General features: G+C 73.1%; 21 protein-coding genes and 1 riboswitch. Of the genes, 10 read left to right on the top strand and 11 right to left on the bottom strand.

The features are described 5' to 3' along the window. Nucleotides 1–20 precede the first annotated feature (20 nt). On the top strand, nt 21–1,703 hold the full coding sequence (gene pgi / locus E1281_RS11250) for a glucose-6-phosphate isomerase (protein ID WP_131877233.1): 1,683 nt from the start codon (nt 21–23) through the stop codon (nt 1,701–1,703). Between the two features lie 67 nt (nt 1,704–1,770). Here the strand turns inward: pgi and E1281_RS11245 are convergent, their stop codons facing one another. From E1281_RS11245 to E1281_RS11220, 6 genes are all read right to left on the bottom strand, one after another. After that, entirely contained in the window at nt 1,771–2,028 is a 258-nt protein-coding gene (locus E1281_RS11245) for an EF-hand domain-containing protein (RefSeq protein WP_131877232.1), read from the bottom strand. A gap of 92 nt (nt 2,029–2,120) precedes the next feature. After that, nucleotides 2,121–2,894, bottom strand: coding sequence for a sugar isomerase domain-containing protein (locus E1281_RS11240; protein ID WP_131877231.1), 774 nt, complete (start codon nt 2,892–2,894; stop codon nt 2,121–2,123). Then, nucleotides 2,887–3,324 carry a PTS sugar transporter subunit IIA gene (locus E1281_RS11235; protein WP_165958864.1) on the bottom strand — a complete coding sequence of 146 codons (438 nt, stop codon included), beginning with the start codon at nt 3,322–3,324 and terminating at the stop codon, nt 2,887–2,889. Before E1281_RS11235 ends, E1281_RS11240 begins: the two co-directional genes overlap by 8 nt. Beyond that, complete coding sequence (locus E1281_RS11230) at nt 3,321–3,623, bottom strand: PTS sugar transporter subunit IIB (RefSeq protein WP_165958863.1); 303 nt, start codon at nt 3,621–3,623, stop codon at nt 3,321–3,323. Before E1281_RS11230 ends, E1281_RS11235 begins: the two co-directional genes overlap by 4 nt. A gap of 43 nt (nt 3,624–3,666) precedes the next feature. After that, nucleotides 3,667–5,109: a PTS ascorbate transporter subunit IIC gene (locus tag E1281_RS11225; protein ID WP_131877230.1), complete on the bottom strand. Its 1,443-nt coding sequence runs from the start codon at nt 5,107–5,109 to the stop codon at nt 3,667–3,669. A 101-nt stretch (nt 5,110–5,210) separates the two neighbouring features. Then, on the bottom strand, nt 5,211–5,942 hold the full coding sequence (locus E1281_RS11220) for a GntR family transcriptional regulator (protein WP_131877229.1): 732 nt from the start codon (nt 5,940–5,942) through the stop codon (nt 5,211–5,213). Nucleotides 5,943–6,141: 199 nt separating this feature from the next. On the opposite strand from E1281_RS11220, the gene E1281_RS11215 reads away from it, so the two are divergent. Both E1281_RS11215 and E1281_RS11210 read left to right on the top strand, forming a co-directional pair. Continuing rightward, the gene (locus tag E1281_RS11215) at nt 6,142–7,473 is read left to right on the top strand and encodes a hypothetical protein (RefSeq protein ID WP_131877228.1); all 1,332 of its coding nucleotides are present in this window, start codon (nt 6,142–6,144) and stop codon (nt 7,471–7,473) included. A gap of 68 nt (nt 7,474–7,541) precedes the next feature. Next, complete coding sequence (locus tag E1281_RS11210; protein ID WP_243716839.1) at nt 7,542–8,672, top strand: carbohydrate kinase family protein; 1,131 nt, start codon at nt 7,542–7,544, stop codon at nt 8,670–8,672. Between the two features lie 2 nt (nt 8,673–8,674). Here E1281_RS11210 and E1281_RS11205 read toward each other — a convergent pair whose 3' ends face one another. Continuing rightward, complete coding sequence (locus E1281_RS11205; RefSeq protein ID WP_131877226.1) at nt 8,675–9,631, bottom strand: AraC family transcriptional regulator; 957 nt, start codon at nt 9,629–9,631, stop codon at nt 8,675–8,677. 81 nt (nt 9,632–9,712) lie between these two features. Here E1281_RS11205 and E1281_RS11200 point away from each other — a divergent pair, with 81 nt between their 5' ends. Together E1281_RS11200 and E1281_RS11195 are read left to right on the top strand one after the other, a co-directional pair. Then, a complete protein-coding gene (locus E1281_RS11200) occupies nt 9,713–10,561 on the top strand; it encodes an NAD(P)H-binding protein (RefSeq protein WP_131877225.1) in 849 nt (282 codons plus the stop codon). A 29-nt stretch (nt 10,562–10,590) separates the two neighbouring features. Then, nucleotides 10,591–11,094, top strand: coding sequence for an anthrone oxygenase family protein (locus E1281_RS11195; RefSeq protein WP_131877224.1), 504 nt, complete (start codon nt 10,591–10,593; stop codon nt 11,092–11,094). A gap of 71 nt (nt 11,095–11,165) precedes the next feature. Here the strand turns inward: E1281_RS11195 and E1281_RS11190 are convergent, their stop codons facing one another. Beyond that, nucleotides 11,166–12,596: a prolyl oligopeptidase family serine peptidase gene (locus tag E1281_RS11190; protein WP_207943222.1), complete on the bottom strand. Its 1,431-nt coding sequence runs from the start codon at nt 12,594–12,596 to the stop codon at nt 11,166–11,168. 79 nt (nt 12,597–12,675) lie between these two features. Here E1281_RS11190 and E1281_RS11185 point away from each other — a divergent pair, with 79 nt between their 5' ends. Continuing rightward, entirely contained in the window at nt 12,676–13,242 is a 567-nt protein-coding gene (locus tag E1281_RS11185) for a winged helix-turn-helix domain-containing protein (protein WP_131877223.1), read from the top strand. A 46-nt stretch (nt 13,243–13,288) separates the two neighbouring features. Next, nucleotides 13,289–14,125, top strand: a complete 837-nt coding sequence (locus E1281_RS11180; protein ID WP_131877222.1) for a metallophosphoesterase — start codon at nt 13,289–13,291, stop codon at nt 14,123–14,125. 31 nt (nt 14,126–14,156) lie between these two features. Here the strand turns inward: E1281_RS11180 and E1281_RS11175 are convergent, their stop codons facing one another. From E1281_RS11175 to E1281_RS11165, 3 genes are all read right to left on the bottom strand, one after another. Next, nucleotides 14,157–14,744 carry a TetR/AcrR family transcriptional regulator gene (locus E1281_RS11175; RefSeq protein ID WP_207943221.1) on the bottom strand — a complete coding sequence of 196 codons (588 nt, stop codon included), beginning with the start codon at nt 14,742–14,744 and terminating at the stop codon, nt 14,157–14,159. Nucleotides 14,745–14,937: 193 nt separating this feature from the next. Continuing rightward, complete coding sequence (gene thiC / locus E1281_RS11170) at nt 14,938–16,674, bottom strand: phosphomethylpyrimidine synthase ThiC (protein WP_131877221.1); 1,737 nt, start codon at nt 16,672–16,674, stop codon at nt 14,938–14,940. Next, nucleotides 16,670–16,783: riboswitch (TPP riboswitch) on the bottom strand. Its footprint overlaps the gene before it by 5 nt. A gap of 149 nt (nt 16,784–16,932) precedes the next feature. Continuing rightward, nucleotides 16,933–18,000 (bottom strand): hypothetical protein, encoded by a 1,068-nt coding sequence (locus tag E1281_RS11165; RefSeq protein WP_131877220.1) that lies wholly within the window; start codon nt 17,998–18,000, stop codon nt 16,933–16,935. Between the two features lie 82 nt (nt 18,001–18,082). On the opposite strand from E1281_RS11165, the gene E1281_RS11160 reads away from it, so the two are divergent. The 3 genes from E1281_RS11160 (at nt 18,083) to E1281_RS11150 (ending at nt 22,513) form a co-directional block, all read left to right on the top strand. Beyond that, a complete protein-coding gene (locus E1281_RS11160) occupies nt 18,083–19,252 on the top strand; it encodes a sensor histidine kinase (protein ID WP_207943220.1) in 1,170 nt (389 codons plus the stop codon). 145 nt (nt 19,253–19,397) lie between these two features. Further along, nucleotides 19,398–20,018 (top strand): CDP-alcohol phosphatidyltransferase family protein, encoded by a 621-nt coding sequence (locus E1281_RS11155; RefSeq protein WP_131877240.1) that lies wholly within the window; start codon nt 19,398–19,400, stop codon nt 20,016–20,018. Next, nucleotides 20,015–22,513: a mannose-1-phosphate guanyltransferase gene (locus tag E1281_RS11150; protein WP_131877219.1), complete on the top strand. Its 2,499-nt coding sequence runs from the start codon at nt 20,015–20,017 to the stop codon at nt 22,511–22,513. The genes E1281_RS11155 and E1281_RS11150 overlap by 4 nt, the downstream gene beginning before the upstream one ends. Nucleotides 22,514–22,515: the final 2 nt, after the last annotated feature.

Below are 22,515 nucleotides of genomic sequence, written 5' to 3'. Positions count from 1 at the left end.
GCAATGAGATGAGAGAGGCAATGGCTGATATCACCGAGTCGCCCGAGTGGTCCGCGCTGGCCGCGCATCAGGCGGAGATCGCCGGGCGGCACCTGCGCGAGCTCTTCGCGGAGGATCCGGGGCGCGCCGGCCGCATGACGGTCACGGCGGGGGATCTGCACCTGGACTACTCCAAGCACCGCGTCACCGACGAGACCATGCGGCTGCTGGCCGCGCTCGCCGAACGGGCCGGCCTGCGCGACCGCATCGAGGCGATGTTCACCGGGGAGCGCATCAACGTCAGCGAGGACCGCGCCGTCCTGCACACCGCGCTGCGGCTCCCGCCCGGCGAGCCGCTGACCGTGGACGGGCAGGACGTCGCGGCCGACGTGCACGCCGTCCTGGACAAGATGGCCGCCTTCGCCGGACGCGTCCGCTCGGGGGAGTGGACGGGGTTCACCGGCAAGCGCATCACGACCGTCGTCAACATCGGCATCGGCGGCTCCGACCTCGGTCCCGCCATGGCCTACGAGGCCCTCCGCGACCACGCGGCGCTCCCCGGCCGACCGGCCCCGGCCGACGGCATCGGCGCGGGGATCTCCTGCCGGTTCGTGTCCAACATCGACCCGGCCGACATCGTCGGGAAGCTCGCCGGCCTCGACCCGGAGCGGACGCTGTTCGTCATCAGCTCCAAGACGTTCGGGACGCTGGAGACCCTCACCAACGCCAAGGTCGCCCGGCAGTGGCTCGTGGACCGGCTCGGCGACGGCGCGGCCGTCGCGCGCCACTTCGTCGCGGTGTCGACGAACGCCGAGCGCGTCGCCGAGTTCGGCATCGACACCGCCAACATGTTCGGGTTCTGGGACTGGGTCGGCGGCCGCTACTCCCTCGACGGCGCCATCGGCCTGTCGCTGATGGTCGCGATCGGCGGCGAGGCGTTCCGCGAGATGCTCGCCGGGTTCCGCGAGATCGACGAGCACTTCCGCGCCGCGCCGTTCGAGGCGAACATGCCCGTCGTGATGGGGCTGCTCGGCGTCTGGTACACCGACTTCTTCGGCGCCCAGACCCGGGCCGTCCTGCCCTACAGCGAGCGCCTGTCCCGCTTCCCGGCCTACCTGCAGCAGCTCGCGATGGAGTCCAACGGCAAGTCGGTGCGGGCCGACGGCGCGCCCGTCGTCGCCCAGACCGGCGAGATCTTCTGGGGCGAGCCCGGCACGAACGGGCAGCACGCCTTCTACCAGCTCCTGCACCAGGGCACCCGGCTCGTCCCGGCCGACTTCATCGGCTTCGCCGAGCCGTTCGAGGATCCCGTGGTGGAAGGGCAGCCGGGCATGCACGACCTGCTGACCGCGAACCTCCTCGCGCAGACCTCGGCGCTCGCGTTCGGCAAGACCGCCGAGGAGATCGCCGCCGAGGGGACGCCGGCGGAGATCGTCCCGCACAAGGTCATGCCGGGCAACCGGCCGACCAGCACGATCCTGGCGCCCAGGCTCACGCCCAGGACGCTCGGCGCCCTCGTCGCGCTCTACGAGCACATCGTCTTCGTCGAGGGGACGATCTGGGGCATCGACTCCTTCGACCAGTGGGGCGTCGAGCTCGGCAAGGTCATGGCCATGGACCTCGTGCCCGCGCTCACCTCCGCCGAGCCCTCGGGCGAGGCTCCCGACGCGTCCACCGCGGCGCTCGTCCGCAGGTACCGGGAGCTGCGCGGACGCAAGGTCTGAGCCCGGCCACCGGACACGGAACGGGCCCGCCGGCGCGGCCGGCGGGCCCGTTCCATGTGCGCCTCCGTCAGGCTCGCGCGCCGGGCAGCGGGCCCTCGGCCCAGCCCTGGGACTCCAGGATGGCGCGGAACTCCCCGTAGGAGATGAACCCGTCGAGGTTGCCGTCCGCCTTCTCGAACCTGTCCTGCGTCTCCGAGCGCGTCCAGGAGAGCCCGAGCTCCTCCAGGACGAGCGTGAACTCCATCAGGTCCAGTCTCTCGTCGCCGCCGAGGTCCGCGCGTTCGAACACGGCACGAAGGTCGTCCTCGGTCGGTCTCGTCGTCATCTCGCTCCTCGCTCCGCTCCGTTCGGGCCCGCATCATTTCATAGGGGACGAGTCGGCCCATATGAGAAACGCCGCAGGAAGAGGCCCGGTTCCTACTCTCCCGTGAGTTCGGGCACGCGGTGCCGGTAGCGCTCCAGGAGCGCGGCGTTGACCTCGTCGCCGCCGGGGACGTTCGCGCTCGTCCAGCGGGGGAGCTCCACACCGCGCTCCGACGCGAGGTCGTCGAGGGCGGCCAGTACCCGCGCCCACGTGTACGCGGCGAGGATCGTGGAGACCGCCGCCGTGCGCGGCGCCTCCGGGGGATGCAGCGCGTCGCCGGGCGGGACGCGGGTGTCCAGCACGATCGCGGCGTGGTCGGCCAGTGTCGTGTCGGCCCGCGCCGGGGCGCGCCGCGACGCCCGCGCCGAGGTCACCGCGACGACCGGGACGCCGCGCGCCGCGCACTCCTCGGCGACCTCGACCGGGTACGGGTTGCGGCCGCTGGTGGAGAACACCACCGCCACGTCGGGCGGGGCGGGCGCGGCGCCGGCGGCCACGGCGCGGCCCACCCCGTCCTGCCGCTCGACACGGGTGCTGCGCACGGCGTCGTCCAGGGGGAACACGCCGGGATCCCAGATCGGGCGGACCGCCGCGAGGCCGCCGGCCCGGTAGAACGTCTCGCACACCATCGCCAGGGAGTGCCCCGCCCCGGCGACGTGCACGATCCCGTCCGCCTCGATCGACTCCAGCAGCAGCGCGGCGGTACCGCCGACCGCTTCGCCGGAGGCGGTGTCGAGGTCGTCCAGCAGGCTCCGCACCCGTTCAGGGAACCGAGGCCGTTCGCCGGGGTCCGGGGCGTGCCGCCGGGGGGATGCCGCGTCAGGCATCAGGGAGGGCCTCCTTCAGGGTTCGTGCCAGGTCGTCTTCGCCGGACGCCGCGCGGAGCCGGTCGGCAAGGCCGCCGGAGAGCGCGCGCGCCAGGCCGGACAGCGTGCCGACGTGCGCGTCCGGATCGGGAGTGCAGAACGCCAGCAGCAGGTCCACCGGGTCGTTGTCGGGATGACCGAACTCGACCGGGACCGCCAGGCGGGTCACGCCGACGCCGACGGCGAGCCCGCCGTCCTCCGGGCGGGCGTGGACCAGCGCAAGCCCCTTCGTCAGCACGATGTAGGGGCCGTTCTCCTCGACGACCCGGATACACGCGTCCGGGTAGCCGCCGCCGGCGGCGCCCGCGTCGACCAGCGCGGAGGCCGCCTTGCGGACGGCCTCCCGCCAGTCGCCCGCCCGGACCCCGGCCGTCGCGGTCACGACACTCACGGAAGCCAGCCCTTCTCGGTCAGCCGCTCCCTGAGCTGCGCTTCGAGGCCGTCCTTGTCCATGAAGTCGCTGATGGTGATCACGACGGGCGCGAGGTCGGCGACCTCGCTGGTGTGCATGCCCTGGCCGATCACCACGTCGGGCGACATCCCGCGCGCGGTGGACAGGTCGGTGTTCTCCACCCGGGCTTCCACGCCGAGCGAGCGCAGCGCGTCCTCGGCGGTCATCTTCAGCATCAGGCTGGTGCCCATGCCGACGCCGCAGACCGCGAGGATCTCCAGTTGCCGGTCCAGTGCCATCTCGGTCCTTCTCTCTCGTGGTCACCCGTGCGGGTGACCGTGGTCAGGCCTTCGCGGAGGCCGTGTCGCCGTCCCCCGGCGCCGCGTCCCCGCCGCCGTCGACCGCCCTGCGCCGCTCGGCGCGGCCGAGCAGCAGCAGGGTCACGACCGTGGCGGCGAGCGCGACGGCGGGCACCAGCCAGATCGACCGGTCGCCGATGACGGGGTCGACCGCCTCCATCAGCCAGGCGATCGCGTACCAGTCCGGGTCGGCGAGGGTCGCCAGCTCGGGCGCGGTCTTCTCGTACAGGCCCCAGGTGAGGGCCTGGCCGATCGCGAGGATCAGGCCGGTGATCACGCCGCCGAGGGCGGCGCCGCGCCAGCCGGAGACCACGTTGCCGAACAGCCCGGCCGCGCCGCCCACGAAGAACAGCATGATCATGGGCGGGGCCAGGGTGAACCAGCCCGCGCCGGCGAACACGCCGAGGCAGACCAGGAACACCGCGGTGGAGGCCACGAACCCGACCATGACGGCGGTGGGCGCGACGGGGAAGACGGTCGGCGCGTCCAGCGCGGGGCGGGTGCCGGGGATGACCTTGTCGCTGAACCCCTTGAACGCGGGGACGATCTCGGCGAGGAACATCCGCACGCCGAACAGCAGGATCGCGATGCCGCCGGCGAACCGGAGGCCGACCAGCAGCGCCCACACCCACGGGGACAGCTTCTCGTCCATCTCGGCCGCGGCCCCGTTCACCACGCCGCCGTCGGCGAACGCGACCGCCACCAGCATGATCACCGAGATGATCAGCGCGGTGCTGACGTTGACGTCCTTGAAGAACGACAGCTGGCGCGGCAGCTTCAGCTTCTCGGTGTCGTGCTTCTCGCGGCTGCCCAGCGGGCGCGCGGCGTAGCCGGTGATCAGGCAGGCGAGCGAGCTGGTGTGCGCGAACCCGAACTTGTCGTCCGGCATGACGCGGCGCATCAGCGGCCGCATCCACAGCGGCTGGAGCGTCCAGTACGCGGCGACGAACCCGGCCCCGCACAGCACCAGCGTGAGCTGGTCGGCGCCGGGCGCGATCGTCACCAGCGACGCCACGGTCACCGTGCTGATCCAGAACATGAGGTGCCCGGTCAGGTACAGGTACCGGGCCGCCGGGAAGAGCCGCACGACCAGCACGTGGACGAGGAACGCCACCGTGATGACCAGCGCGATCGTCCCGCCCTGGTCGGTGAGGAAGTCGGCGAGGGTGTTGTCGGCCTTCGGCGGCGTCGTCCCCATCGCGCTGGCGAGGACCGTCTGGAAGCTGGTCAGCCCGCCGGTGAACACCTCCACGCCGATGAACAGGATGACCACGCCGATGGTGGCGCGCAGCGCGCCGGCGAAGACGTCCTCGAACCGCTTGCGCTGCAGGAGCAGCCCGATGAGCGTGATCAGCCCGATGAGGATGGGCACCTGTCCGAACACGTTGTCGGCCAGGAAGGTGAGGATGTCCTTGATGACGTCCATGGTGAAGTCGCCTCACTTCTCCGGGGGGTGGGTCGTGCGCTGTCGCCCCCGTCAGCGCGGACTGCCGTGCTCCCCGGCGGCGTGCGCCGGGGGCGGGATGTTCAGTGGGTCGGTGGTCGCAGGTCGAGTTCCAGGCGGTACCGGTCGCCGCGGTAGACGGACCTGACGTATTCGAGGGGACGTCCGTTCTCGTCCCTGGTGATGCGCTCGAACAGGAAGGCCGGCGTGTGCACCGGCACGTCCAGCTCCGCGGCCTCCTCCGCGGTGGTGACGGTCGGCTCGATCGTCTCGGTGCCCGAGGCGATCACGATGCCCTCGCCCCGCAGCAGGTCGTAGAACGACCGCCCCTCCAGGTCGTGCCGCCGCAGGCCGGGCATCAGCGACCGCGGCAGGCAGAGGGTCTCGATGGCCATCGTGGTCCCGTCGGCCAGCCGGAGCCTGCGAATGGTAAATACCTCTTCGGCGGGGGACAGAGCCAGCCTCCTGCCGTTCCGCGCCCCCGCGGTCTCGGTGCGGAACGACAGGACCCGGCCCCCCGGCCTCATGCCGCGCTTGGCCATGTCCTCGGTGAACGAGGTCATGGTGAGCGGGACCGCGATCCGGGGTTCGGCCACGTAGGTGCCGCTCCCGTGCCGCCGGTCCAGCAGGCCTTCGGCGACGAGGCCGTCGATGGCCTGGCGCAGTGTCGGCCGGGACACGCCGAGCTCGTCGGCGAGCCGGCGCTCGGACGGCAGGGCGTCCCCGACGTCCAGCCCGTCCAGCATCGCGAGCAGCTCGCGGCGCACCGCCTGCCGTTTCGTGTGCCCGGACCGGGCCTCACCGGCGGATGGCATGCCGTTCACCTCCCTCGACGCTGTTCCCGTCGTCGCACACGGTATGTCCGATTATAGCAACTGGTCAATACCACTTTGGCGATGTTTGCCGTGGTCACGGGAGCGGCGACGGCCTAGCGTCACGGAGGATCGCCCCGGACGCGCCGGCACCGCGCCCGGCGGGGCGGGAAACGGCCGCGACATCGAGGAAGGGCCCTGCATGAGGAACATGATCCGCGGCGCCGTGGCGCTGACGCTTCCGCTGGTCCTGCCGGCGGCGCTGGCCGCGGCCCCCGCCCACGCGGGCGCGGGCCCGCCCGGCGCCCGCGAGGGCTGGCGGCTGGTCGCCGACGAGCCGTTCGACCGGCGGCTGGACAGCGGGAGGGCGCCCTGGAAGCGGGACGGCGACGGCCCGTCGAGTCCCTACCACGTCGACATGTACGACAACGACGGCGCCTACTTCGACACGGTGGGCGGCCCGGCCTTCCGCGAGCGGCTCGCCGAGATGAAGACCTACCGGCAGTCGTTCCGCTTCGGCGAGCGCGGCTGGCTCACCGCCGAGCTCGCCGCCCGCGACACCGACGGGGACGGCCGGCCGGACCGGGTCCCGACGCTCACGTCCCGCAAGGGCGTCGCGCACCTGGAGGAGCCGGCCCACCAGGGCGGCGTCGTGATCCGCTCGACCCGCGACCTGCCCGCCGAGTACCGGGTGGAGATGACGCTGCGCGGCCTCGACTTCGGCGGGCAGCGGAACGGCTCGTGGGACTACCCCGACGGCCGGATCAACGGCTACTCGCCGGAGGGCTGCAAGACGAACTTCCCCTGGGCCTCCGGCGGGGACTTCTCCAGGCCGGAGTGCGAGTGGGCCGACGTCCGCACCGACTCCAACGGCTTCTACTACATGTCGATCATGGACTACCGCCGGGTCGCGCCGCACAACAACGTCTTCATCCACGCGCACCGCAAGGTCGCGATGGACGGATACAACCGCTACAAGTACACGGGCTCCGGCCTGCTGTACTGCAACCCGGCCACCGGTGAGTACGAGCCGTACTCCGCCGGGACGGGCAACGGCGTCAACGCGCTCTTCATGACCGATGACCGCCGCTACGCGACCATGCCCGGCACCGAGTACCTGATGGACAGCGAGTGCGGGTTCCGGAAGGGCGGCGCGATCGTCTCGGCCGTCGACATGAAACCGGAGCTGCTGCCGGAGGAGCCCTACACGTTCGCGATCGAGCGGCGGGACGGCGCCTACACGATGGAGATGTCCGGGGTCTTCGCGCACGTGGGCGAGGCGACGTTCCGGTACACGCGCGCCTTCGTCCAGGACGGCGAGCCCATCTGGCACTACAACCAGCGGCCGGACGAGTACGACGGCCGGTTCAACGCCGACTGGACGTGGGAGGGGCCGGGCGGCACGCTCACCGACCGCGACACCTGGCCCGCCGGATCGGCCTACCCGGACAGGTTCATGATCGGTGACCCGCACATGAATTTCTACGAGGGGAAGGCGCAGGTCGACGACGTCCGGCTGTACGTTCCGAGGTAGGCGTCATTGTCGGTGGTGCGGGCTAGGGTCCGGAGGAGGTGCCCGACGCTTCGCACATGGGGGGCCTCGTGACTCAGCAGACCGCGCCGGGCGTGCCGCCCGAGCCGTCCCTCGCCGACCCCTGCGCCGAGCGGGAGCCGGCGGGGGAGCGGCTGCGCGGGGGGACGGGCCCGGCGCCCGCGCTGGACGTCTTCCTGTCCGGCCGGGTCTTCATGGACATGATCTTCACCGGGCTGCCGGGGCTGCCGCCGCCGGGCACCGAGATCGTCACCGACGGGCTCGGCTCGGCGCCCGGCGGCGCCGCCAACATCGCCGTCGCGATGAGCCGCCTCGGCCTGCGGGTCGGGCTGGCGGCGCCGTTCGGCGACGACATGTTCGGCGCCTACCTGTGGCGGACCCTCGCCGAGCAGGAGGGCGTCGACCTCGCGCGGTCGCGGCGGGTGCGCGGATGGTCGACGCCCGTGACGGTGTCGATGGCCTACGACTCCGACCGCAGCATGGTGACCTACGCCCGTCCCGTCCCGGCCGGGGCGGAGGACCTGGCGGAGGACCTGGCGCAGGCGCCCCCGTCCGCGCGGGTGTGCTTCATCGACGCCGACCGGCCGGTGCCGCCCTGGGCGCCGGAGATGCGCGAGCGGGGCTCGCTGATCTTCGGCGACCTCGGCTGGGACCAGACCGGCGCCTGGCCGGCCGAGGTCCTCGACCGCCTCCGGCACGTCGACGTGTTCCTGCCGAACGCCGCCGAGGCCATGGCCTACACGCGTACCGGCAGCCCGGCGGAGGCCGCCGAGGCGCTGGCCGGGCGGGTGCCGGTGGTCGTGGTCAAGCGCGGCGGGGACGGAGCCATCGCGATCGACTCGGCGACGGGCGAGCGGGCCGAGACCGGCGCGCTGCCGGTCGAGGCGCTCGACCCGACCGGCGCCGGCGACGTGTTCGCCGCCGGGTTCGTGTTCGCCACCCTCGCGGACCTCCCGCTGGCCGAGCGGCTCCGGTTCGCCAACCTGTGCGCCGGGCTCTCGGTGCGGCACCGCAGCGGCTCGCTCGGCTCGCCCTGCTGGGGCGAGATCGCCGCGTTCGGCGAGACGGGCGAGGTCCCCGAGTCCGTGCTGGCGGAGTACGCGTTCGTGATCCCGTTCATCCCGGACGCGGCGGACGACTCGCCCGTCCGCGCCGAGCCCACCCTGCGCAAGGAGAGGTGACGTCAGCCGGCCGGGGCGGGGGCGGTCCCGGGCGCCGTGCGGTACTCCTGCGGGCTGACCCCGTGCTCGCGCTTGAACGCCGTGCTGAGCGCGAACGCGTTGCCGTAGCCGACCTGGCGCGCCACCGCCTCCAGCGTCGCGTCGCTCTCGCGCAGCAGGTCGGCGGCCTGCGCGAGGCGGATGCCCGTCAGGTACGCCATGGGCGGCTCGCCGATCAGCTTCGTGAACCGCTGCGCGAGGGCCGCGCGGGAGACGCCGACCTCGGAGGCCAGGTCGGCGATGGTCCAGGGGTGTGACAGGTCGTCGTGCAGGAGCCGCAGCGCCGGGCCGACGATCGCGTCGCCGTGCGCGCGGTACCAGCCCGGGGCCTCGGCGTCCGGCCGGGAGAACCACGCGCGGAGCGTGCCGATGAGGAGCAGGTCGAGCAGCCGGTCGAGGACGACGTCCTGGCCGGGGTCGTCCTTGCCGATCTCCTCGCCGAGCACGTCGACCAGCGGCGACCTCCAGGTGTCGCCGCGGACGATCGCGATCGGCGGCAGTGCGGCGAGGAGCCGGTGCGTGACGGCGCCGCGCATCTGGTACGTCCCGACCAGCATGACCGCCGACCCGTCCGGGTCGTTGCCCCAGGCGCGGACGCCGAGGTCCATCGCCTCCGACAGGCTCGTCCCGTCCGGGGTGGTGCAGCGCTGCCCCGGGTGGATGACGACCTGCGGCGCGGTCGCCGGGTCGTCGCCGACCGTGTACGGGTCGGGCCCGCGGAAGACCGCCATGTCGCCGGGGGAGACGCGCACCGGATCGCCCGCGTCCGGGACCAGCCACGCGTCGTCGCGGACCATCGACAGCAGCGTCAGCGGCGCCTCGTCCTGGATCCGCACCGACCAGGGCGGGCTGAGCGAGGCGCGCAGCATGAACGCCCCTCGCGCCCGAGGCCCGTCGAGGAGGTCGGTCAGCGCGTCCATGGGGCAAGCGTAGACGCTCGCGTATGCGGGCGAGGTTCTCAACGATGGTGGCTCGGACCCTCCGCCGGTTGACTTTGCGGTATGACGAACACGGCACGGAACATCACCGAGAACGGCCTCACCCTCGTCGTCGGCGGGACCGGCAAGACCGGCCGCCGCGTGGTCGAGCGGCTCGAGGCGCTGGACGTCCCGGTCCGGATGGGGTCCCGCTCAGCCTCGCCGGCCTTCGACTGGGAGGACGAGGCGAGCTGGGCGCCCGTCCTGCGGGGCGTCGAGAAGGTCTACCTCACCTACTACCCCGACCTGGCGGCCCCCGGCGCGCCCGGCGCCATCGGCGCCTTCACGCGGAAGGCGGTGGACGCCGGGGTCCGCCATGTGGTCCTGCTCTCCGGGCGGGGCGAGGACGAGGCGCAGGAATGCGAGCGCGTCGTCCAGGCGTCGGGCCTGGAGTGGACGGTCGTGCGGGCGAGCTGGTTCGCGCAGAACTTCAGCGAGGACTACCTCCTCGACCCCGTCCTGGCGGGCGAGGTCGCCCTGCCCGCCGGCGACGTGCCCGAGCCGTTCGTGGACGCCGACGACATCGCGGACGTTGCGGTCGCGGCGCTCACCCGGGAGGGGCACACCGGACAGGTCTACGAGGTGACCGGCCCGCGTGCCCTCACCTTCGCCGAGGCCGTCGCCGAGATCGGTCGCGCGGCGGGACGCGGCATCGCGTTCGTCCCGGTCGCCGCGGACGACTACGCCGCCGTCCTCAAGGAGCACGGGCTCCCCGAGGAGCTCGTCGAGTTCCTGACGTTCCTGTTCACCACCGTCCTGGACGGCCGGAACTCCGGTACCGCGGACGGGGTGCGGCGAGCGCTGGGCCGCGAGCCGCGGGACTTCGCCGAGTACGCGCGCCGGACCGCGGCCAGCGGCATCTGGAACACCTGACACGACTCCTTCACGAGATGGGAACGACGATGAGATCTGCGCTCGCGGGCACCTCGGTGACCCTTTCGATCATCATGGCCGCCGGTATGGCCGGGGCGTACTTCGCCTTCTCCACCGGGGTGATGCCGGGCCTGAACGCCGCCCGGCCGCAGTCGGCGATCGACGCCATGCAGGGCATGAACCAGAAGATCCAGAACCCGCTCTTCATCGCCATGTTCCTGCTGATCCCGGTCGTGGCGGCCGCGGCGGGCGGGCTGCTGCTGAGCCTGGGCGAGAGGTCGGCGGCCATCCTGTTCTTCGCCGCGGCGGGCGTGTACCTCGTGGGCGCGCTGGTCCCGAGCTTCGCGGTGAACATCCCGATGAACAACACCCTGGACGCCACGGCGATCCCGGGGGACACGGCGGAGGCGGCGAAGATCTGGTCGGACTACTCCGGCCGCTGGGCCGTCTGGAACAACGTGCGGGCGGTGTCCAGTTGGGCGAGCATCCTCGCGATGAGCCTCGGCGTCTACCTCTGGGGCAAGGACGGGTGACCCCACCACGGCAGGTGACCGCACCACGACGGCGCGGCCCGGCTCCGGAAGGAGCGCGGGCCGCGTTCCCGTCACGGCACGAGCAGGCCCCAGTAGAAGGCCCAGGGGACGAAGACCGCGCCCGCGGCGAGCAGCAGCCCGACCCGGACGTGCTCGCCCGCCGGGACGGCTCCCGCGGCCCGGCGCCATGCGATCGCGGTCGCGGCGCCGCCGACGACGGCCGCCACGGCGAGCCCCTGCAGCGCCAGCCACGGCAGCGGCCGGCCCGCGAGGACGGGACCCGGGTCCGGATACCTCCCCGCCGCCATCAGGTAGAAGGTGTAGAAGAGCAGGCCGACGGCGGCGGTGAGCCCCGTTCCGGCGAGCAGGCGGGCCCAGCGGCTCACCGGGCGCACCGTCCTCCCGCGCAGCCGCCGCACCAGCGCGACGAGCGGGTAGCCGGTGAACGCGACGATGAACAGCGCGAACGCCCCCGCCTGCATCCAGGCCGATGCCCACCACGGCGATGGGGAGATCTCGGCGCTCGCGTGGTCCTGCTTCGGGAGCGGTGCGGTGCCCTCCTCGGGGGGACGCCCGTCCGTCGCGTCGCGGACCCACGAGGCGACCAGGTCGGCGTAGCCGGGTGCCAGCGCGTCGCCCCTGGTGAGACCGCCGTCAGGGGTCACGTGGACGCCGTGGTCGGCGCCGGGGAAGAAGCGGAACGTGAAGTGCGTGTTGCCGCCCCGCCGGAGGGCCCGCGCGAACAGCGGGGGATTGTCCGCGGGCGGGGTCTGCAGATCGTGTTCGCCCCAGACGCCGAGTAGCGGCTGCCGGACTTGTTCCAGAACGCCCTGGGCGTCGAAGAACGCCTCGGCGAACAGGCCCGCGTCCGCCCCCAGCCGGGCGAAGTTGCGCTTTCCGTGGTCGATCAGCGAACCCGACACGCCCGCCCGCCGCAGCCCGGAGGCCTCGTTCCACACCTGCTGCCGGATCGGAGTCATCGCGTTGCCGCCGACCACGATCACGAACGCGGCGTCACCGGAACGGGATGCGGCCAGCGGCGCGACCCAGCCGCCCTCGCTGAGCCCCCACAGCCCCACCTTCGCGGGATCGACGCCGGGCCTGGAGCGCAGCGCCCGCACGGCCCCGAGCGCGTCGTCCGCGAGTTCGGAGTAGGAGCGGCGGAAGTCGCTGTAGCCGGCCGACCGCTTGTCGTAGATCAGGACGGCGAGCCCCCGCCGCGCGAACTCGGTGGCCTCGGTGAGGAGGTGCTCGCGGGGGACGCCGGCGCCGGACCCCGTCACGAGCACGACGCCCGGCAGCGGCCCGCGGGCCTTTTCGGGGGCGAGCACCGTGCCGTGCAGGGTGAGCCCGCCGAAGCCCTTGAAGCTCACTTCGCCGGAGGTCAGGCCCGCGGGCGCCGGGACCGGCCCGGAGGCGGCGGCCCGGGCGGGCCGCGGAGCCGGGACGCACAGGAGCGCGCCGACGAGCAGCGTCAGCGCGGCGGTCATCACTGTTCTCATGTCTGGGACGGTAAACTGCAGAGATACCTCTGCAAAGCTTTTTCTGCAAAATTACTTCTGCGGTAGTAGCCTGCTCCTCATGAAGGACGATGCGGAGCCCGTCATCCTGGACGACCCCGGACGGATCAAGGCGCTGAGCCACCCGCTGCGGCGCCGGATCCTGCACCGCCTGCGAATGCACGGCCCGGCGACGTCCACGACGATCGGCGAGGTCCTCGGCGCGAACACCGGGACGACCAGCTACCACCTGCGGCAGCTGGAGAGGTACGGCTTCATCGAGGAGATCGCCGAGCGGTCGGCGGGCCGGGAACGCTGGTGGCGCGCCGCGGAGGCGCCGCGCGACACCCGCCTGCCCCGCCCGGACGCCGTCGCCCCGGAGGACCGGGCCGTTCTCGACGAGCTGCTCCGCGTCCGGCACGCCGAGGACATGGAACTGTTCCGCAGGCTTCCCGAGGAGTACCGGCGCGACCACGCCTGGGCGCTGCTCTCGCGGGGGTTCGCGCACATGACCAAAGAGGGGCTCGCCGAGTTCTTCGAGGCCTACATCAAGCTCCTGCAGGAGCACGGCCACCGCCGGGAGGACGCGCCCCCGGGCGCGCGCCCGGTCCACATCCGGCTCTTCACGCTGCCCGCCGACGAGGACTGAGGCCCCGTCGTGGAGTCCGCGGGCTCCGCGGGCCTACGATCTCCGGATGAGCGGTGTGTACGCGATCAGCGACCTGCACGTCGGCTTCCCCGAGAACCGCGCGTTCGTCGAGGGCCTGCGGCCCGCGGCCGGCGGCGACTGGCTCATCGTGGCGGGCGACGTCGCCGAGCGCCTCGCCGACGTCGAGTGGACCCTCCGCACTCTGCGCGAACGCTTCGCCGCCGTGATCTGGACGCCCGGCAACCACGAACTCTGGACGGTCAAGGACGACCCGGTGCGGCTGCGCGGAGAGGCCCGCTACCGCCGGCTCGTCGACATGTGCCGCGCCCTGGGCGTGCACACCCCCGAGGACCCGTACCCCGTCTGGGACGGCGACGGCGGGCCGGTGACGATCGCGCCGCTGTTCGTCCTGTACGACTACACGTTCCGGCCGGACGGCGCGTCCACCAAGGAGGAGGCCCTCGCGATCGCCCACGAGTCGGGCGTCGTGTGCACCGACGAGGTCTACCTCCACCCCGATCCGCACCCGACACGGGACGCCTGGTGCGACGCCCGGATCGCCTACAGCGAGGAACGCCTCGGCGCCCTGGAACCGGGGACGCGGACCGTCCTGGTCAACCACTGGCCGCTCGTCCGCGAGCCCACCCGCGTCCTCTGGTACCCGGAGTTCGCGCAGTGGTGCGGCACCGAGCGCACCGCCGACTGGCACAGCCGGTTCGGAGCGGTGTCCGTCGTGTACGGGCACCTCCACATCCCGAGGACGATCTGGACCGGCGGCGTCCCGCACATCGAGGTGTCGGTCGGCTACCCCCGCGAATGGCGCCGCAAGGGCGAGACGCCGCCCGGCCCGCGCCGCATCCTCCCCGTCCCGGAGACCGGATGACCCGGCGCCTCCCGGCCCCGGGCCGCCCCGTTCACCCGTGCCCGCCCGCCTTGCCCGGGACCAGCCCGGCGGCGGCGAGCGACAGGAGCCGGCCGGCCGTCTCCGGGGCGTCCTCGGCGACCGCAGCGATCGCGCCCGCGAGCCGCAGCGCGTCGGCGAACGAGGCGTCCGGGGGCACGCCCCCGGCCTCCTGCGCGCGGGCGAACAGCGCCGCTCCGGCCTCGCGCATCGCCGCCTGCGGGCCCGGCCGCTCGTCCCGCAGCGACAGCGTGGCCGCGGCCGCCGATCCGCGGAACGCCGTGATCCGCGAGACGAACGCGTGCAGCCACTTCACCAGGGCGTCCGCGGGGTCGGGGGAGACCGCGAGTTCGCGCGCCCGCACGGCCAGGTCGTCGTAGACGTCCGCGAGGAGCGCCTCCAGAAGATCCTGCCGTGTAGGGAAATGGCGGTACAGCGTCCCGATGCCGACGCCCGCCTGCCGCGCGACCCCCTCCAGGGACGCGCCGGCCCCGTCGCGCTGGAACGTCTCCCTGGCCGCCGCGATCAGCCGGGCACGGTTGCGGAGCACGTCGGCGCGCACCGCCCGGGCCGGGGGCTTGGGCGAGTCGTCGCTGGTCACCTCGGTCGTCGGTCCTTCCCGGCGGGTCAACGGGCCTGCGGCGATTCGGGGGATCCGCGGCTTTGGAACGGTCCCTCGATGGTAGCCGCGCCGGATCCCCGGCCTCCTCCGGGGACCGGGGCCCGCCGCGGACGGCGCCGCGGCGGGCCCTCGCCCGCACTCGCCGGGCCCGTGCCGGGCCCGCGCCGGCCGGTCAGGTACCGCCGGGGGAGAGCGGCAGGTAGACGCGCCCTCCCGCGGCCTTGAACTCCTCGGCCTTCTCCCGCATCCCCGTGGTGAGGGCCTCGTCCCCGGCGAGGCCCCGCTCGTCGGCGTACCGCCGGACGTCCCGGGTGATCTTCATCGAGCAGAAGTGCGGGCCGCACATCGAGCAGAAGTGGGCGGTCTTCGCCGGGGCGGCCGGGAGCGTCGCGTCATGGAACGCGCGGGCGGTGTCCGGATCGAGGGAGAGGTTGAACTGGTCCTCCCAGCGGAAGTCGAACCGCGCGTCCGACAGCGCGTCGTCCCACGCCTGCGCGCCCGGATGCCCCTTGGCCAGGTCGGCGGCGTGCGCCGCGATCTTGTAGGCGATGACGCCCGCCTTGACGTCGTCGCGGTCAGGCAGCCCGAGATGCTCCTTCGGCGTGACGTAGCAGAGCATCGCGGTGCCGTACCAGCCGATCATCGCGGCGCCGATCGCCGAGGTGATGTGGTCGTAGCCGGGCGCGATGTCGGTGGTCAGCGGCCCGAGCGTGTAGAACGGCGCCCCGTCGCACCACTCCTGCTGCAGGTCGACGTTCTCCTTGATCTTGTGCATCGGGACGTGCCCGGGGCCCTCGTTCATCACCTGGTTGCCGTACTCCGCCGCGATCCGCGTCAGCTCGCCCTGCGTGCGCAGCTCGGCGAACTGCGCCTCGTCGTTGGCGTCGGCGATGCTGCCGGGGCGCAGCCCGTCCCCCAGCGACCACGTGATGTCGTACGCCGCGAAGATCTCGCACAACTCCCGGAAGCGGGTGTAGAGGAAGTTCTCCTCGTGGTGCGCCAGGCACCACGCCGCCATGATCGACCCGCCGCGGGACACGATCCCGGTCTTGCGGCGCGCCGTCAGCGGCACGTACCGCAGCAGTACCCCGGCGTGGACGGTCATGTAGTCCACGCCCTGCTCGGCCTGCTCGATCACGGTGTCGCGGAAGACGTCGAAGGTCAGCTCGGCCGGATCGCCGCCGACCTTCTCCACGGCCTGGTAGAGCGGAACGGTCCCGACCGGCACCGGCGAGTTGCGCAGGATCCACTCGCGCGTGGTGTGGATGTCCCTGCCGGTCGACAGGTCCATGATCGTGTCGGCGCCCCAGCGGGTCGCCCACGTCATCTTCTCGACCTCGTCCTCGATCGACGACGCGACCGCCGAGTTGCCGATGTTCGCGTTCACCTTGACGAGGAAGTTCCGCCCGATGACCATCGGCTCGATCTCGGGATGGTTGACGTTGGCGGGCAGCACGGCGCGCCCGGCCGCCAGCTCGTCCCGGACGAACTCCGGCGCCACGCCCTCGCGCAGCGCCGCGAACTCCATCTCCGGCGTGATCTCCCCTCGCCGCGCGTAGGCGCGCTGCGTCGCCGCGCCGCCGGTCGCGCGGCGCGGCCGGCGCGGCAGGACGCCGTCCCGGCCCGGCGACGCGCGCCCACCGGCGCGGCGGCCGTCGTCCTCGGGGCGCACCGCGCGCCCCTCGTAGGGGGCGGTGTCGCCGCGCTCGGCGATCCACGGCTCCCGGAGTGCGGGCAGCCCCCTCCGGACGTCGGTCTCCTGGCCGGGGTCGGTGTACGGCCCGGACGTGTCGTACAGGACGACGGTGTCGCCGCTGGTCAGCGGCACCTCTCGCATGGGGACGCGGACGTCCGGTCGTGAGCCCTGGAGGTAGGTCTTGCGGGCAGCTGGAACCACAGTTTCGGTCATGACGACTCGATCTCTCCCTACGCCGGCATTACCCGGTCAGGTTCATGCGGTCAGCGGCCGTGGCAGCCGCTATCTCAGCCCGGTTCGCCGGGCCCCCGCGATCTCGTCCCCGACGCTAACCCGCCGGACCCCGGTTGCCGCAACCGGCCTCCATGAGGTAAGCGGGGCGGGCTGAGAGAATCGGGCGCATGCCGAACGCCGGACCGCCCGAACCTGATCGGGCCGCACCCGGTCGAGCCCCCGGCGGGGCGGCCCGGGTCAGATCCTGCGGGCGACGCGGATCACCATGGGGAGGGCCAGGGCGAGCGTGCGGAGCGGATCGGGGGCGGACGGTGAACGCTCCAGGCGCAGGGCGCCGCCGCCGGCGTCGTCCCCGATCTGCAGCGAGGCGGACTCCCTGGCGTCCACGCCGGTGACGACGTACCGGTCGCCGGTCCGCCTTGTGGTGCCGAGGAGCGTGCCGTCGGCGGTGTGGAACGAAGGCTCGTGCCCGCCCCTGATCTCCCCGACGAGGTGGCCGTGCGCGTCGGACACGCGCATCCGGTCGCGGCCGGGCACCGGAGCCCGCCTCCTGAGGACGAGGAGCGTGCGGCCATGGGGATCGCGCAGCACGATCGTCCGGCTGCCGGCGCCGAGCGGGAGGGAGCCGGGCCCGGCCTGCGGCCGCCCGGCGAGCCGCCCGCAGGCCACGGCGAGAAGCACGCCGCCGTCCCGGTCACGGTAACGGCCGGCGCCGTCCACCCGGATGTGGCCGGCTCTGCGCAGCGCGTCCTCCGGGGGCCGTCCGACCTCCTCGCCCTCCTCGTCGAGGACGAGCCACGGGGCGCCGAGGACCTCCGTGGCCGCGGAGCGCACGGCATCGATCCAGCCCGGCGGGAGGGACCGGTCACGGAACAGGACGGCCGTGCGGCCCTCGACCTTCGCGACGGCGCCGAAGCCCGGTGCGGCCTCCGGGTCGAACCAGACCGTCCAGGCCGGATCGGCGACGGGCCACGTGATCCCGACGGCGTCGACGGCGCCGGCCGGTATGCTCGCCTCCCTCGTCCCGCGGCGCAGGGCGAGCCCCTTCTCGCCGATGGTCACGACGAGGCGGCCGCGGTGGATCATGAACGCCCACAGGGCGGCGGCGAAGGCGATGACCAGGCCGCCGCCGCCGTAGACGGCGACGGTCCGCCGGGCGTCCTCGGGGTCCCACGCCTCGGGGCCCGACAGCGTGGACAGCGAGACGGCAAGGCCGGCCGTCAGCGCGGTCAGGCCGACCCGGAGGGGCCACCGGTAGGCCCATCGGCCCGTGGTGATCGTGAGTGCCGGCGGGGGGACGGACACGGTCGGCCCTTCGTGACGGGGTGCGGAGAACTATAGGCGGGGGCGGTGCGCGGTGATCGCGAGGGTCGGGGAAAATGAGCGGGTGGCGACGGAGCTCCGGGGCGGTGTGACGGCGAGGGACGCCTTGTTGGCGGCGACCCTGGCGGTCGCCGCCGCGGTGGTGGCGGTCATGTGGCCGGGCGTGCGGGCGCTGGACGTGCCCGGCGCGCTGCTGCTGGCCGCCGCGCACGTTCCGCTCGCGGTGATCAGGCGGTGGCCCGGGCCGGGGCTGGCCGCCCTGGTGGTCCTGGTGCTGCCCTACCACCTGGCGCAGTACCAGCACCACGCGCTGGTGCCCGCCGAGGTGATCGCGCTGTTCGCCTACGCGGTGCTCGGACGGCGGGTGCGGCTCGTCGTGACCGTCGCGGGATTCCTGCTGGCGGTGTGCGTGTTGGGGATGGCGATGCGGGTCGGCGGCGCCTCGCTGCACGAGCAGATCGCGGTCATCGAGGCCGTCGTCGCCGTCGTGATCGCCGTCCAGGTGTGGCGGGTGCACCGGGCGCGGCTGGCGACGATCACCGAGCGGGCCGAGCGCGCGGAGCGGACCCGGGAGGAGGAGGCCCGCCGCCGGGTCGCCGAGGAGCGGCTCCGGATCGCCCGCGACCTGCACGACCTGCTCGCGCACAGCATCACGGTCATCGGAGTCCAGGCGGGCGCCGCGGCGCACCTGATCCGCAGGGACCAGCCCCTCGACCGCGAGGAACTGGCCGAGGCGCTCACGTCGATCACCGAAACGTGCCGCGGCGCCCGGACCGAGCTGCGCGGCACCCTCCAGGTCCTGCGGGGGACCGACGTCGCGTCGTCCGGGACGCTGCCCGGCGCGGACCGCATCGCGGACCTCGTGCAGGCCGCGCGCGGGGCCGGACTCGAGGTCGACTTCGAGCCCCCGGGCCCCGGCGCCGCGGGGCCCCTGCCTCCGGAGGTCGGCGTCGCGGCGTACCGTATCGTCCAGGAGGCTCTGACCAACGTTGTCAAGCACGCGGCGGCGCGGCGCGCGGCGGTCAGCCTGACCCGCGACGCCGGCGGGCTCGTCGTGCGGATCGCCGACGACGGGAGGGGCCCGTCGGGCGGGACGCCCGAGGGGTTCGGGGTCCTCGGGATGATCGAGCGCGCACGCAGCGTCGGCGGAACGCTCGACGCCGGCCCGGGCGACGGCGGCGGGTTCGTGGTCACGGCCGTCTTCCCGTCCGCGGACGTGGCCAACCCGCGTTGAACCCGGCCGGGCCACGTCGTCCGGGGCCTTCAAATCCCTTACCGGTAGGGTCAGGATCAAGGGACCAGGGGAGGCGAGAGTGTCGGTGAGCACGCAGCAGGAAGCCCCGCAGGACCGGATCTTCACGGTGCCCAACACGCTGAGCATGGCGCGGCTCGTGGGCGTCCCGCTGTTCCTCTGGCTCGTCCTGATCGAGGCGGACGGGTGGGCGATCGCCGTGCTCGTGGCCGCGGGCCTGTCGGACTGGCTGGACGGCAAGCTGGCCCGGGTGCTGAACCAGATGAGCAGGCTCGGGACGGTGCTCGACCCGGCGGCCGACCGCCTCTACATCCTGGCGACGCTCATCGGGCTGACGATCCGCGACGTCATCCCGTTGTGGCTGGTGGTGGCGCTGGTGGCCCGCGAGTTCGCGATCCTGCCGATCGCGCCGATCGTCCGGCGGCTCGGGTACAGCGGGACGCTTCCGGTGCACTTCATCGGCAAGGCGGCGACGCTCTGCCTGCTGTACGCCTTCCCGATGCTCCTGCTGGGCGACCATGACGGCGCGGCCGCCACGGCGGCGAAGGTCACCGGATGGTCGTTCGCCATCTGGGGGACCGCCCTGTACTGGTGGGCGGCCGTCCTCTACTGGACGCAGACGCGGCAGCTGGCGCTGGCCGGCCGCGTCCCCCCTGGGCCGGACCCCGGGTCCGGACGAGGGGAACCGGGCGGCCCGGGCGCGGATCCGCCGGCCGGCGGCCGGAAGGGAGCGGAGACCCCCCGATGAAGGCCGTCGTGATGGCGGGAGGCGAGGGGACGCGGCTGCGTCCGATGACCGCCAACCAGCCCAAGCCGCTGCTTCCGCTCGTCAACCGGCCGATCATGGAGCACGTGCTGCGCCTGCTGAAGCGGCACGGGTTCAGCGAGACCGTCGTCACCGTCCAGTTCCTCGCCGCGCTGATCCGCAACTACTTCGGCGACGGCGAGGAACTCGGGATGTCGCTGAGCTACGCGACCGAGGAGATCCCCCTCGGCACCGCGGGCAGCGTCAAGAACGCCGAGGAGGCGCTGCGCGACGACCGGTTCCTGGTCATCTCCGGGGACGCGCTCACCGACATCGACCTGACCGACATGGTGCGGTTCCACGAGGACAACGGCGCCCTCGTCACGATCGGGCTCAAGCGCGTCCCGAACCCGCTGGAGTTCGGCATCATCATCGTGGACGACGACGGCCGCGTGCAGCGCTTCCTGGAGAAGCCCACGTGGGGCCAGGTGTTCTCCGACACCGTCAACACCGGCATCTACGTGATGGAGCCGGAGGTCCTCGAACACGTCGCCGCGGGGGAGTCGGTCGACTGGTCCGGGGACGTGTTCCCCAAGCTCCTGGCCGAGGGCGCCCCGCTGTTCGGATACATCGCCGACTGCTACTGGGAGGACGTCGGCACCCACGAGAGCTACCTCAAGGCGCAGGCCGACATGCTGTCCGGCGAGGTCGGCGTCGACCTGGAGGGCTTCGAGGTCTCCCCGGGCGTCTGGGTCGCCGAAGGGGCCGAGGTGGATGCCGAGGCCGTCCTGAAGGGGCCGCTCTACATCGGCGACTATGCCAAGGTCGAGGCGGGCGTCGAACTGCGCGAGTACACCGTCCTGGGCAGCAACGTGGTCGTGAAGGAGGGCGCGTTCCTGCACCGCGCCATCGTCCACGACAACGTGTTCGTCGCGCCGTCCACGAACCTGCGCGGCTGCGTGGTCGGCAAGAACACCGACATCATGGCCGGAGCGCGCGTCGAGGAGGGCGCGGTCATCGGCGACGAGTGCGTGATCGAGGCGGAGGCGTACGTCTCCAGCGGCGTGAAGGTCTACCCGTTCAAGACGATCGAGGCCGGCGCCGTCGTCAACACCAGCGTGATCTGGGAGTCGCGCGGGCAGCGCAACCTGTTCGGGCCGCGCGGCGTGTCCGGCCTGGTCAACGTGGAGATCACGCCCGAGCTGGCGGTGCGGCTCGCCAGCGCGTACGCGACGACGCTGAAGAAGGGCACCACGGTCGTCACCGGGCGCGACGTCTCCCGCGCCGCCCGCACGCTCAAGCGCGCGGTGAACAGCGCGCTGACCGCCAGCGCGATCAACGTGCAGGACCTGGAGGCGACCCCGCTGACCGTCGCCCGGTTCGAGACCGGGCGCGAGGACAGCGTGGGCGGCATCTACATCCGCACCACGCTCGGCGACCCGCAGGGCGTCGACATCATCTTCCTCGACCCCGACGGCGCCGACCTGTCCCAGGCCGCGCAGCGCAAGCTGGAACGCGTCTTCGGCCGGCAGGAGTACCGCCGCGCGTTCCCCGGCGAGATCGCCGAGCTGACCTACCCGCCGCGCGTCGTGGAGACCTACACGCGCGACCTGCTGCGCCGCGTCGACATCCGCGGCGTCCGCGAGGCCGGGCTGAAGATCGTCCTGGACTGCGCGGGCGGCGTCGCCTCGCTCGTCCTGCCCAACCTGCTCGGCAAGGTCGGGGTGGAGGTCCTCACCCGCAACGCCGGCCTGGACGAGGCCAACCCGACCGAGACGCTCGCCGAGCGCATGCGCGACCTCGAGCGGCTCGGCGAGCTGGTGTCGTCGTCGCGGGCGGCGTTCGGCGTCCGGTTCGACCCGGTCGGCGAGCGGATCTCCATGGTGGACGAGAACGGCGAGCTGGTCGGCGACGACCGCGCCCTGCTGGTGATGCTGGACCTGGTGGCGGCGGAGCGGCGCGGCGGCAGGGTCGCGCTGCCGGTGACGACGACGCGGGTCGCCGAGCAGGTGTGCCGCTTCCACGGCGTCCAGGTCGAATGGACGTCCACCTCCCAGGACGTCCTCACCAAGGCCGCCGCCCAGCCCAGCGTGATCTTCGCGGGCGACGGGCGGGGCGGGTTCCTGATGCCCGAGTTCAGCGGCACGGTCGACGGGATCGCGGCGTTCGTCCGCCTCGTCGGCCTGGTCGCCCGGACGCGGCTGACGCTGTCGCAGATCGACCGCCGCATCCCGGACGCGCACCTGCTCCGCCGCTCCGTCCCGACGCCGTGGGCGGCCAAGGGAAGCGTCATGCGCCACGTCGTGGAGGCCGCCGGGGACCGCGCGATCGACACCACCGACGGCGTCCGCGTGGTCGAGGACGACGGCTGCTGGGTGCTCGTCCTCCCCGACCCCGCGGAGCCGGTCACCCACCTGTGGGCAGAGGGACCGGACGCGGACGCGGCCCAGGCGCTCCTGGAGGAGTGGGCCGCCGTCGTCGAACGCGCGGGTTCCTGACC

The organism is Actinomadura sp. KC345, assembly GCF_004348515.1.
GTDB lineage: Bacteria > Actinomycetota > Actinomycetes > Streptosporangiales > Streptosporangiaceae > Spirillospora.
Note: the sequence above shows the minus strand (reverse complement) of the source record. Positions and strands in the feature narration are given on the sequence as shown.